Annotated in this window: 11 protein-coding genes and 1 pseudogene; 5 read left to right on the forward strand and 7 right to left on the reverse strand. The window is 58.5% G+C overall.

Features of this window, described 5'->3' with window-relative positions:
- Together P3T21_RS27275 and P3T21_RS27280 are read left to right on the forward strand one after the other, a co-directional pair.
- Positions 1–239: pseudogene (locus P3T21_RS27275) on the forward strand (tyrosine-type recombinase/integrase); the annotation flags it as partial.
- 312 nt (positions 240–551) lie between these two features.
- Entirely contained in the window at positions 552–1,019 is a 468-nt protein-coding gene (locus tag P3T21_RS27280) for a hypothetical protein (protein WP_429259071.1), read from the forward strand.
- A gap of 34 nt (positions 1,020–1,053) precedes the next feature.
- On the opposite strand, the gene P3T21_RS27285 is transcribed toward P3T21_RS27280, so the two are convergent.
- On the reverse strand, positions 1,054–1,245 hold the full coding sequence (locus P3T21_RS27285; protein WP_429259072.1) for a DUF4337 family protein: 192 nt from the start codon (positions 1,243–1,245) through the stop codon (positions 1,054–1,056).
- Positions 1,246–2,485: 1,240 nt separating this feature from the next.
- Positions 2,486–2,857 carry a hypothetical protein gene (locus P3T21_RS27290; protein WP_429259073.1) on the reverse strand — a complete coding sequence of 124 codons (372 nt, stop codon included), beginning with the start codon at positions 2,855–2,857 and terminating at the stop codon, positions 2,486–2,488.
- A 173-nt stretch (positions 2,858–3,030) separates the two neighbouring features.
- Here P3T21_RS27290 and P3T21_RS27295 point away from each other — a divergent pair, with 173 nt between their 5' ends.
- A complete protein-coding gene (locus tag P3T21_RS27295) occupies positions 3,031–3,288 on the forward strand; it encodes a hypothetical protein (protein ID WP_429259074.1) in 258 nt (85 codons plus the stop codon).
- Positions 3,289–3,406: 118 nt separating this feature from the next.
- Here the strand turns inward: P3T21_RS27295 and P3T21_RS27300 are convergent, their stop codons facing one another.
- The 3 genes from P3T21_RS27300 to P3T21_RS27310 form a co-directional block, all read right to left on the reverse strand.
- Positions 3,407–3,802, reverse strand: a complete 396-nt coding sequence (locus tag P3T21_RS27300; RefSeq protein ID WP_429259075.1) for a PIN domain-containing protein — start codon at positions 3,800–3,802, stop codon at positions 3,407–3,409.
- Positions 3,799–4,044, reverse strand: a complete 246-nt coding sequence (locus P3T21_RS27305; protein WP_429259076.1) for an AbrB/MazE/SpoVT family DNA-binding domain-containing protein — start codon at positions 4,042–4,044, stop codon at positions 3,799–3,801. Before P3T21_RS27305 ends, P3T21_RS27300 begins: the two co-directional genes overlap by 4 nt.
- A 186-nt stretch (positions 4,045–4,230) precedes the next feature.
- On the reverse strand, positions 4,231–4,593 hold the full coding sequence (locus P3T21_RS27310) for an SOS response-associated peptidase family protein (protein ID WP_429259077.1): 363 nt from the start codon (positions 4,591–4,593) through the stop codon (positions 4,231–4,233).
- A gap of 872 nt (positions 4,594–5,465) precedes the next feature.
- Between P3T21_RS27310 and P3T21_RS27315 the strand changes: the two genes are divergently transcribed.
- Positions 5,466–7,772: a hypothetical protein gene (locus tag P3T21_RS27315; protein ID WP_429259078.1), complete on the forward strand. Its 2,307-nt coding sequence runs from the start codon at positions 5,466–5,468 to the stop codon at positions 7,770–7,772.
- A gap of 197 nt (positions 7,773–7,969) precedes the next feature.
- On the opposite strand, the gene P3T21_RS27320 is transcribed toward P3T21_RS27315, so the two are convergent.
- Positions 7,970–8,740 carry an SDR family oxidoreductase gene (locus P3T21_RS27320; RefSeq protein WP_429259079.1) on the reverse strand — a complete coding sequence of 257 codons (771 nt, stop codon included), beginning with the start codon at positions 8,738–8,740 and terminating at the stop codon, positions 7,970–7,972.
- Positions 8,741–9,317: 577 nt separating this feature from the next.
- Between P3T21_RS27320 and P3T21_RS27325 the strand changes: the two genes are divergently transcribed.
- Positions 9,318–9,992 carry a hypothetical protein gene (locus tag P3T21_RS27325; RefSeq protein WP_429259080.1) on the forward strand — a complete coding sequence of 225 codons (675 nt, stop codon included), beginning with the start codon at positions 9,318–9,320 and terminating at the stop codon, positions 9,990–9,992.
- Between the two features lie 448 nt (positions 9,993–10,440).
- On the opposite strand, the gene P3T21_RS27330 is transcribed toward P3T21_RS27325, so the two are convergent.
- Positions 10,441–11,403: a LysR family transcriptional regulator gene (locus P3T21_RS27330; RefSeq protein ID WP_429259081.1), complete on the reverse strand. Its 963-nt coding sequence runs from the start codon at positions 11,401–11,403 to the stop codon at positions 10,441–10,443.
- Positions 11,404–11,480: the final 77 nt, after the last annotated feature.

The following is an 11,480-nucleotide window of genomic DNA, read 5'->3' on the forward strand; positions in this document are numbered from 1 at the left end:
TTGCGCTGCTGTTGGGCACGGGCATCGCTGCGGGCGAGATCCGCGTAGCACGCGTTGGCCACCTCGTGATCGACGCAGTACGGCCGCACATCCTCATTCCGAAGCGCGGTGCGAGAGCGGAGCGCAAGGTGACGTTGCAGGGATTCGCGATCGCCGCGCTGGAGCGCTGGTTGCTAGTGTCCCAATGCGACGAGGCGGAGCAACTGCTGTTTCCGCTCCGAAGGCCGGAAAGCCGATGAATGACATGCTTTTAGGGATCATCGTCCGCGAGGCATTGGAGGCCGTCGACTTCCGCGCGCCTGACATGAGTCCGCGCATATTGCGGAATACGTACGCGCGTCGACAGTTACTCAGCGGCCGCAGCAATGAAGACGTGAGTCGACTGCTCGGTCTTGTCAGCCAGCGCACGATGGTTCGGCTGCGAGCGACCATCCAACCCGTCGCGATCGAAAGTTCGGATACCTCTCTATCGACTTGACTTCTCGTACCGCTCCGTAGGCTGGTTTTGCCGGTTCGACCGAATCGGCATCATCAACCACTCAGGAGCGTTTATGTCGTTTCGAAGCCCATTTGCGGATGTCGTCTATCCCGACGAATCCGGCCTGCCTTGCGCACTACAATACCGGGGCGCAATCACCGACACACCTGACCGGCTGGCGGTGATTCATCTGCGTCACACGGATCAGACGTTCACCGGTCCCGCCGACTCGGCGATCGCCCGGGATCACATTCTCAATCGTATTGCCGAAAGCGCGTTGCACGGCATTCCCGTTAAGGCACTCCGACTTGTCGTCGAGGATCTGCGCGGCGTTGCGGAGTACTCTATCGAGGCGGATATCGACGACTACATTCGTCGCGGGAATCCGTACGAGTCGACCCATGTTAGGGCAGCTGGATCGCGTGTCCGAGAGAACATTTCTATCAGGTCTGAGCGCATCATCGCGGGGCGGACTCGAGTACAGACGACACACGCCACTCCGGAGCCCATATCGACAGAAGTAGCAAACGCACTCGCCTGATCGTTCCGTCGCAACCGTGAAACGTTGCGACGGTCTACCACGACAGGAGCGCAGCAACACCCAGAGACACGCCGCATACTGCCACTCCAAGTGACATAACCTGAAGCCACCGCTTTCGCGTGAGCAGCGTTATCGCAGCGAGCGCGGCCCATGCGCCCATAACCTCCTGCGCAATCGTCAATCTCGTGTTGAGCGATGATCGGGAAAATTCCCGGCGTCGTTGCATTGCATTGCGCCACTCGACCCGTCTTGGGGTCACGAACAACCGCCGGTGATAAACATCCGGCAAGCATCAGTGCGACAACGATGATCGATGATAGGTTTCGTGCCGCTACGAGGATTCTGCCTCGCGTTTCCTTGCGTTAGGCGCGTGGCAATCGCGTCACTCCTGAGTTGCGGTATAGCAACTCGGCGCCGTTTTTGCTGGTGGGGTGCCTTGCCAACAACGCTTCATTTCGCCCGTGTTCGTATCTAATCTCCACGCATTGCCGCCGCTATCCACAGCCAGTTGGTAGTGGCCAGCTGCCGTGGGCGAAGCATCATGCGATGCTTGGCCGCAACCAGTGAGGATCAGGGATAGCGCAATAGGGATGAGTTTCATATGGCTTTTCCAATGCAACGAAGGTCGACGGTCGATGCCTCTGCAGCCTACTGCGTAGGCGAGGGTGTGCAAGGTGAAACCGGAATCAACACCCTACGATCTGTCGACGTGACCGCGATCGGTCGGCCCCCTTTTGTGTAGAGCAACTGAAGGGAGCCACGTGGACCGTGGCCGCTGTCGATGTCGGCCGCCAGATTAGCGCCCGCTGGAATCCCCCCGACGCTCAGTCCCGACATCATTGCCGGACGACGTTGCGGATCTTGCCAATTGACATTGGCAACCTGCACGTAGAAGTTTGGCAGCGTGCCATGGCTATAGAGGGTCCCCAGCGTCTGCGTCAACCTGATCGCACACGTGGCGCACGGTGCAGGACGGTTCGCCGACATCAGTTGTTGGCCGACGCGCTGCACCTCAGCTTGGCATGACACAGGGCCTTGCACTTGCGCATGCGCGGGGAATGCGTGAAAAGCGGCCAACGCGCAGACCAAATCCACAGCCCGCCAAAGAGTCGCTAGGCGCCGGCGCGGCGCATTGAAAGAGGTACGGGATCCGATCAAGGTCATAGTGAAGTCTCCAAAGTGGGGGAGCGTTGCGATTTCTCCGAGTGTCCGTCCGGGACGGGGCACACTAGCGTCTCACGCTTCTGCGGCTCCCGGCCGGTGTACTGGGCGCTCGCGCTGCAGATGCTTTTCCTAACTATTGAAGAAGCGCCCGAATTGTTATGCCGAGGCGAACCATTGCCGAAGTTGCGTTGGCGAATTGAGCAGGAGATCGCGAGGATAGACCGGATATTTCGTAATGCGCCGATGAGCGAGACCGAGAAGAAACGGGTCACGCGGTCGTGAATCATCGCTCTAGCCTCTCTTCACTTTCTTCTTTTGGCATTTCGCCGGCCCACGCCGACTTGCGTGGAGTGCTCTATCTCGTGGCGCTCCATAAGCCGAGCGTCGGAATCGTATTTCTCGGAGGCTTCGCGTTGGCGCGTGTAGCTTGGGCGCGATTTGTACGCGAAAAACGCCCAAACGACAGAAGTCGTCATGATCACAGCTCCAAGGCCGCTGGCGTGAATCTGAACTCCCGCGGCACTGATCAAGGTTTGATCCTGTCCTGTAACCCCATAAAGCAACACAACTAGACCGATGACGAGCGCGAGCATCCCGCCGGCGGCAAGGGCGAGGCAAAGCTTTGTCTTCGCATTGATGAAGGCGATGTCGATGTCGGCTCTTGAAGGTTCCATCAATTCCGTCTCCTGAAACCCGCATATATGATGTCAGCGGCGGCAGCCGAACTGAACGTCCGATGGTACGCCAGTACGTCCGCTCCGAGCGGCCCGCTTCCTCTCGGCTTGTGAGCATCAGGTTCCGCAGACTGAATGTACACAAACGTCCAGGTTTTACGCCTAGGCGATGCATGACCGCCAATACACAGATGATCGCCGACAATTATGTTTGTGAACACCGTTCCAGACAAATCAATCAGATGGGGTTGGTCATCGGCCGCCCGACGTTTGTACATTACGAGATCGCCGCAACACGGCTCGACAAATTTGTTTGTGAAAATGCAGCGCCGCCAAGTAGGTTGCCGCTGCCGAGCAGCCCTTCAAGGGCGGCACGCATGGGAGGGAACAAGCACACCACGCGCGATTTCACATACATGCCTAGCTTTTAACAAACATATTTGTAAATTTACAAACATAATTGTCGGCGTTCAGCCTCACTCGGCCCACGATTCGGATATTTATGCCTAGTGCTTTTCCGATCAGTTCTCAGACCTTAGCTTTTCCGCTTTACTTGATTAACCGCAAGTCAGCCGACTTAGCGGCCTTCGCGTCAAACGTCGCCGTGTACTCGCAATGTGCATCATGGCAAACGCGCTCGATTAGGCAGTCCGCGAAATCGGCCTTCGAGGAAGTGAACACGCGAAGGGCTTTCCAAACTGTCCCGGCAGCTTCGACGCTCAATTCCTTAGTCCGAAGAAGACCCTCAACCACCTTTGTAATCTGATCACGATCTGCCGCGTACAAGCTAGAGAGAACCCACACGACTTCGACCAGAGCAACCTGCGTTACGTAACCGGGCTCGTCAGCCGTCAGCGACTCGATTAGCGCACTCGCCCTCGGAGACTGTGCTACGTCATCCTGGGCGATGTAGCGGACGAGCACGTTTGTATCAAGACCGATCATTGAGCACCGGCTCCGCGCGCAGCGATGGCGGCATTCATATCTTCAACGGATACAGGCTTGGCCGGCTTCCCTACGAGCCCTTTGAGCGATTCCACCGATTTTGTCGCGGGCACTAACTCGTAGCGACCGGTGGACTCGTTGAGGACGAATTCGATTCTGTCGCCGGTTCCCAACCCCAAATCGCTCCGAACGCCGATCGGGATCGTGACTTGGCCTTTCGACGTAATTGTCGCGGACGCCATGATATTCTCCTTGATTTCACAATTCCTTACTTTAAGGTAAGGGCGAAAGGAAATCAAGGTCTGAATTCGGATTTTTGGACACCGGGATCGCCAGCCGCCGGTTTTCCTTACATGCATCGACGGCAGGCCAGGTGCGCCGCGGCCACGCCTCGCGTCACTCCAGCAATGGCCCGCTCGCGGCTTCCTTTACCGGTTTGCGTGGCGGCAACGGATACGGCCCGGCCGCCATTTCTTCCGCGGGTACAGGTTCAGGAACGAACGCGCCTCGTCGGTGCTGCGACAACCCAGCCAGTCGTCGTATGCGGACGGCGACACGATGACGACCGAGCGCTTCTCATCGCCTGGCTTGTGGAAGCGCTGCATGAGCGGATAGTTCTGCGCATTGACCGTCCGCATCGTGAACGACGGCGTAACGCCGGCTGGCTCCTCCCACGCACGCCACAAGCCGGCGATCGCGAGCTGCGCACCGGACGCCATGCCGATCTTCCAGCGCACCGGCTTGCCCGTCTCGTAGTTCGGCTCGTAGAAGCTCCAGCAAGGTAACGGCATGATGCACCCCATGGACGCGTACTCCGCTAGATGCGGGTGTGGACACGCAGCGTTGCGGATACAACTGGCAACGGCCGTTGTTGTCGACCCAGAGGCCTTTTCTTGTCTTGTACGCTGAATGGCAGTTCACGGACTTGCTTCAGTCCTTCGAGGCAATTGCGTAAGCAGCGTCAGCTTCCAATGGTCAGAACGCCCCACCCCGTGACCATATGGCAGCCGGATAAATCGCGGATAACTTCGTCATGCCGCGGCACCGCCCTCCTCGCGACTGTCGCAGCGGCGCCTTTCGGTACCCCGAGAATATCTATCCGGATATGTGTGGGCTACCTAACACTTCCGACGCCGGTCTGTAAGACTATCTTCTATAGTTCGAACGGCGCACCCGAGTCCACTATTGAATGATCTTAGGAAGTTCGAGCTTCTAAGCGTTTTCGTCAGTAATCGACCGTTTTTGGCCTAGGCTGTGTGAAAACGCATGCCGAACCTGGCGTTCAAAAAAATCGACCCTTCAGATCGCGCCATATCGACTTGGCAGCACCTCGGCAAGGGTAAAGCGACACCCGAAAACCGAGTAGTTTTGCGTTTTCGGACAGCCTCGGCCGAGTTCGGCTGAACGCGTTACGCGGCACAAGAGCGGCTCGTGTTTCGCTCGGAGGGCAACAAGCGACCTGAGCGGCTACCCGATTCTTCGAAACGGTCATTGCACTGGGGTTGTTGGCGCGCCTCCCGCGAGCCGATCTTTCGAGTCCAGCTCACGGCTAGATGCTTGGCAACCCGTATTGCATACATTACCCAATGTGTCCATTTCTTGACGGACGGCGCGGAACACCAAGGCATGCTTGTACTCTTTCACTGGTAGAGGCGAGGACATTATGGTTGACGACCCCGCTGTGCAGTGGCGGCAGGCCACGCAATGGACTATCCAGATAGACGCGGGCAATGACTATTGGGAAACTGGGCGCATCAACGATGTCGCCATCACTTTCCGCGGAACATTGCTCGTCGGCGCAGACACAGGTGGCGTGTGGTCTGTGGCGGCCGACGGGGCCTCGGCGCTCCCGTTGTCAGATAGCTGGGACAACCCCGACATACGGTGCGTCAGACTAGGTCAAGACGGAGACGATCACGTTTTCGCAGGTGGTGGAGGTCTGCACGTCACCGACCCCTCCGCTCCAGTACCCCTTTTCGCCTGGCATGAGATCGCTTCGGTTCAGAAGCTAAAGCCGGGAACGATATACTCCATCGCCTTGCTGCGCGGCCCCCGCCGCATCGTCGTCGCGTGTGACGCAGGGCTGCTCTGGGCCGAAGTCCCTCCCGCTGGACCACCTCCTCTTGGCTGTCTTGCTGCACTTGTGGGGCTCGGCAGCAACGCTGCATGGAAGGATGAGTTCAAGTGGAAGGCTGCGGTCGACGGCGATGGCACGTTCAACGGCGCCATGTTTTCAGTTGTCGTCGGTAGCGCAGACCGCGAGCATCAAGGATCTCCCGAAGGGCTGAACGGCACCACCGTAGTCGCAGGCGCCAAAGGGAGTGACAGCTCGCGAGGCCTTTTCGTGGGCGAGTGGAACGCGTCCGGCGATCTCGTGATGGGTAGGGCGCATCTGACCGGAGCAAACGATCTTGCGCAGCTGACGATGGCTTCGGTTTCCCTGGACGTGTGCACCTCGCGCCCCTCGCGAATGTACGCGGCATGCAGTGACGAGAATGGCCATCTCATGACGGTGCTTCGGTCCGATGACGGGGGGCGCCTGTGGGACCTGTGCGGTACCAAGCTCATCGGCGGTACTGTCGGCAATCTGACCAAGAACGCTGGCGAGCAGGGCGGCGACGGTTGGAACAATTGCGTTGGCGTTTCACCGTTCGATCCGGAACTGGTAGCGGTCGGCTGGCAGTTTGGCCCGTTCGTTTCCGCTGACGGTGGCGCAACTTGGTATCAGGCTGAAGGTGGCAATCACGCCGATCACCACGCCACGATCTGGGATCCGCGGATCGCCATCTCAGTAACGGGAGCGACTGGTGAACGCCTCTACGTTTGCTCTGACGGCGGCATCGTCTCCACAGACGACCGGGGGAAAACATTCAACGGTGGATATAACAAGCACATTCACGTTCTGCAGTGCTACTCGGGCGACGCCGGCCGGGAATCCTGGGGATCGGTCGGCGCCTGCGGCGCGATGCCCAACGTGTTTGGTGCGGGCACTCAGGACAACGGCAATATTTACGCGCTTGTCGGGCCGAGCGCCGGCCCGTTCGTTCGTCTTGATGGCGCGGACGGTGGCTTCAACTGCTTTCTGCCCAATGGATGGGTCCTCCATGATATCGGCCTACAGTCTTCGCCACGGCCGGTACTCGCTTCGCGCTGGGACCCGGGATCCCAAACGTTTGTCGATACGCGGACACCTCCGATTGCCGTGCCTAAACCAGGAGGCAAGAAGGACCCAGGCGGGCTCACTGGTGTATATAGCCTCGAACCAGTACAACATCCGAAGTTTCGTCGCGGCCGGGAAATGCTCTATTCCGTCGCTGGTGTTTCCGATGGCCGCAGTGGCGGAGACATGTACGGTCTTTTCATCGCCAACGACGTCACCGTCATGGAATGGCGGTATCTCGGATCGGTCGAAGGCACTCCGTGGTCAGTCGCCTCAGTCGATGGAACGGCAATATTCGTTGGCACCGACCATCGTCGCATTTTCAACCTTGACCCTCTCAACGGCGCTGCGGTCGAATATCTTTACGACGCAAGCCTGAACGCTACTGGCACCATCCTGCGCATCGTCGCCTATTCCAACGACCGCGCCTATGCTATCCAGAACTGGAACAGCAGCGGAGACATCATCGCGCTGCGCGGTCTGGTGTGGTCTCCCGCCCGCAACGGGATCCCGAAGGCAGAAGGAACATTCTGGGGATTGACGGCCGCCCGCAATATCGACAACGACACACTGATTGCCGTCACCGACGCACATGCATGGATCTCCTATGACGAAGCCCGTAGCTGGCAGCGCGCGTCCAAGGGTTTGCCGGTTCGGCCACATTGCGCCGACATCCGCTTCGGTCGCAACGCTGACGGGAGCCAGCGATTGCACTTAGGGACGTACGGTCGATCCGCCTGGATCGCCGACCTGTTACCTGATGTGGAGGGGCAGGTTGGAGTACCGGGCACGCCAGGACTCCACGGGTAGCAATTTGCTTAGCGCCGAAAACGCGCGCCCCTGGGTTTCCGCGTCGTGTTAACGTCGCGATCTACATGAGATTCAGTAAGCTCTGGGGCAGAGACCTGCGGTCTGCGTCCGGTTGTGGCCGAACGCCGCCTCATGCGATGTGCATATGCGTCCCCCGCATAGGGCAAGAATCGGTACCACTTTGTGCCAGGTTGCTTTCAATCGTCCGTCTTTCGGGGTCTCATTGCAGCCGCAGGCCACCCGCCCGAAAAGTCAATTACAGCGCCAGTCAGGAACCGGGACTGTGTCGATGCGAGGAAGCAGATCAGTTCGCCGATCTCTTCCGGCCTGCCTAGCCGACCCGCCGGCACCGAAGACCTGACATAGTCACGACCCTCCGGCTGGTCTATGAAAATAGCGCGTGGATAATAAGCCTCGCTATACAGGAAGTTCGGTGCCACTGCGTTGACGGCAATGTTAAGTGGCGCAAGTTCGACGGAAAACGATCGAACCAATGCATTCGCAGCATCCCTCGCGGCATCAGGAATGGCGCCTCCGTGCATTGGCAGCTTTGTCCGGCACGATGTCACTAATACGAGATTCCCGCCGCCCTGATGTCTCATACGCGGGATTGCCGCCTTTACCAAAGCGAAAGGACCGACCACCAGCTTTTCTAGCGTCTGCCGCAGGTCGTCCAGTGATGCATCCACAGTGGGCCGATGGATAGCGGGAAAGTGGTCGTTACTGACAATGGCATCAACCCGCCCAGTGACGGCCCATGCGGCTTCGACCAGCAGCTCAACACTTTTGCCGCTCACACGCTCGACACTGCCATTCGCGTTCGAAAAGTGCTCCCACGCGATGTCGTCCACGAAGGAATCATCGTGGGCAAGCACGCGGAATCCCGCATCCAGCAGTGCTGCTACGGCAGGCGGGCCGGCATAGTCCGACGCATTCGTCACAAGTGCAACCTGTTGCTCTTTCTTCACAGCCGCTCCTCCTGGTGGTTCCGAAGCCGCGCGATCCGATGGACACCAGCGATCGCGCCTCCCTCGCGTCTGGCTATGGCGAATCCCGATGTTCGGCTCAGCGCTCCATACTCGACGTCCGGCCCGTTTCGACATCGCCTTCAGCGAATCGCGTCACGAGTTTCCCCCTGTCCACGCGTTGAAACAGTTTAGGCGTTCAATGCGCGGCGCTCGCATCTTGAATCTGGCGTTACCCTTTTCTCCCCGACCTATGCCTTATCCGTCACTGGTTCCAATCGATCACCATCGACCTACGGCGGCGCATCTAGTTTCTGGCCGAAGCTTGCCGATTGAGCGAGCGAACGGTGGTGGCCATGACCCACAGACCCTGTCTACTTACGAAGCGAACCGGCCCTGAATATCTTGCGCGCCGCCCCTCGCTCTGGTCCGGCTGCTGCCCTGGATCAACATATTTTGTCAAGATACTCACCGCCGTACTGAAGCGATTGTGGGGAATACACACAACGCCAATTTTGCTCCGATTACTGCGCAAACGATTGCTTATACTCTCTGCACCTCTTTCTCCGAGGCGCAACGTATGCGGCAGGAATGGCTTGAATATCTCCAGCGAGTCGACTGGAACACTCCGGTGACTTTGGCGCTGACATCAGCGGCAGTCGGTTCTGTCATAACGCTCACCTGGATTTCAGCGAGGGATGCCAGGGAGCGCAAGCGTCAGCGACGCGACACTGCACTGGAACTAGCGTTATCGCTGGAAAGCTACGCCCGAACCTGCCGGACAATGATGCATAAGGCCACCTGGGCAGCAGCGGAGCCAGTCGGCCATATGAACCGCGAAGCCAGTAAAGGCGTTTCCATTCCCGCCTTTGCCTACCCGGACACGCTTCACTGGCATGTCTTGAGCCGCAAAGTTATCTCCGAGCTCCGTGAGTATCCGGCGACAGTGCACGCCGCTCGGGAGTATGTGGAAGCGTTTCGCGAATTCGGCGAGCCAATCGACCTTTGTGGTCAGGTTGAATACGAATGTGCGAAGGCTGCGATGGCAGCGCTAGCACTTGCTCGGGCCACGCGCCGGCGGCACGGAGCCGCGAGGTGGAAGCCGGGCGCCAAAGACTCAGCCTTGGAGCGCGAACTGTCCGACTTCATCGCGAACGCTGAAGAAAAGCGCAAGGAGTCGCTCGAGCGTCAAATGGAGTCTTCAGTCGGTCGACGAGTTGACGCGCAACGGTTCAAACAGGCGCTAAGCGCCTGAAACAGAACTCGGATCCCCCCGCGCGGATAGTTTCCGTAACCGACCCACTTCTGCCGGTCAATCCGATGTCCCCTCAACGGCAGTTTCCCCTCGTTGCGGTCGTTCAGCATCGAAACCCGCAACAAGTTGACTGTCATAGATACAACTTGGCCGCTACACGTGGCCCAGCGCTCGAGCCGGTTTCTGGATCGCATAGCATCGACTGGAACGCTCTGTCCCGTGGATTGGCGGCGACCGATACATGCAGATTTCCATGATGGGATCACCGGCGATCGGACCGGGGCAAGGGTCGACAGGCCTGTGCGGTTCTGATATTGAGTGAATGGCGTAACGAACTCTAGTCGCAACCGAAAAGGCGGCGGACTCTGATCCAGGTCGAGGCGTGCGAGTATTCCGAAATCAATCTGCTGCACGGCTCCCGAAGCAACGCTGGCCGGCTCTCGCAGGCCTAAGCGCCATCAGGCGACCGCCTTTTCACCGGGACGTAAGCGGTAGTACGTTCCGCGAAGAGTTCGGCGATTACCCGGCGTAACCACGCCAAGCCGGGATCCGCGAGGCTTCTTCGATGCCAGAAGGAGTGTGTTTCCAGCTCTGGCAATCGGATCGGCGGTCGAATCGAACGCAACGCCAATGGCACTGCGAACTGCTCAGCCAACTTGATGGGTACAGTGACGACGTAGTCGGATGTCGCGACAATGAATGGCACCGTGAGAAAACTGGAAACCTGATCATTGGCCGACATGCGGATCCCTGCTTTCTCCATGCGATGCTGGATCTCGACGTATGGACTGGCTGGGTTCGAGACGAAGAGATGCCTCGCCTCCCGGTACTTGGCCAACGACGTCGGTGGGTGAAATGCGAATGGGTGGGTGGCTCGAAACAGACTGACACAGTGCTGCTTGAACAGGTGAAGCTGCAGCAGACTGTCCGACATATCCTCGTGAGGACCAAGTGCCAGGTCAATGCCCCCATCTTGTAAACCGTTACGCAGCGCGGTGCCGCTCGCATAGGAGACCTCGAGTCGCACATTGGGTGCGTGTTGTGCACAATATGCCAATAGTCTCGGCATGAAATAGACTTCGCCAACGTCGGTCATCGCGATGACGAAGCGCCGCGCATCGTTAGCAGGGTCGAAAGATTCTCTACGACTCAGCGCAGCCTGCAGAAGCGCGGTACCTTCGGCGACATCGTGCGCAATCAGTTCTCCTAGCCGCGTGGGCTGCATCGTCTGCCCGGAACGCACCAGCAACTCGTCACCCACTGTCGCACGCAGTCGCGCCAGGGCGTTACTCGCCGCTGGCTGCGACATATTCAGGCGTCGCGCCGTAGCCGATATGTTTCGGGTTTCCATGATGTCTTTGAAGATCACCAGGAGATTCAGGTCAATATCACGAAGCCTGCGAGTGCTCATTTCGCCTATTCACGCGCTGAATGGAATCTATTCATTGTAGATCGTTGTGGTGATAGTTGCTAATGCCGACAATCATG

This window comes from Paraburkholderia sp. GAS334 (genome assembly GCF_050436625.1).
Classification (GTDB): domain Bacteria; phylum Pseudomonadota; class Gammaproteobacteria; order Burkholderiales; family Burkholderiaceae; genus Paraburkholderia.

Bases quoted from the DNA above. Each gene is read 5' to 3' on its own strand.
- P3T21_RS27280 (WP_429259071.1), top strand. From the start codon at position 552: ATGTCGTTTCGAAGCCCATTTGCGGATGTCGTCTATCCCGACGAATCC.
- P3T21_RS27285 (WP_429259072.1), bottom strand. From the start codon at position 1,245: ATGCAACGACGCCGGGAATTTTCCCGATCATCGCTCAACACGAGATTG.
- P3T21_RS27290 (WP_429259073.1), bottom strand. From the start codon at position 2,857: ATGGAACCTTCAAGAGCCGACATCGACATCGCCTTCATCAATGCGAAG.
- P3T21_RS27295 (WP_429259074.1), top strand. From the start codon at position 3,031: ATGACCGCCAATACACAGATGATCGCCGACAATTATGTTTGTGAACAC.
- P3T21_RS27300 (WP_429259075.1), bottom strand. From the start codon at position 3,802: ATGATCGGTCTTGATACAAACGTGCTCGTCCGCTACATCGCCCAGGAT.
- P3T21_RS27305 (WP_429259076.1), bottom strand. From the start codon at position 4,044: ATGGCGTCCGCGACAATTACGTCGAAAGGCCAAGTCACGATCCCGATC.
- P3T21_RS27310 (WP_429259077.1), bottom strand. From the start codon at position 4,593: ATGCCGTTACCTTGCTGGAGCTTCTACGAGCCGAACTACGAGACGGGC.
- P3T21_RS27315 (WP_429259078.1), top strand. From the start codon at position 5,466: ATGGTTGACGACCCCGCTGTGCAGTGGCGGCAGGCCACGCAATGGACT.
- P3T21_RS27325 (WP_429259080.1), top strand. From the start codon at position 9,318: ATGCGGCAGGAATGGCTTGAATATCTCCAGCGAGTCGACTGGAACACT.
- P3T21_RS27330 (WP_429259081.1), bottom strand. From the start codon at position 11,403: ATGAGCACTCGCAGGCTTCGTGATATTGACCTGAATCTCCTGGTGATC.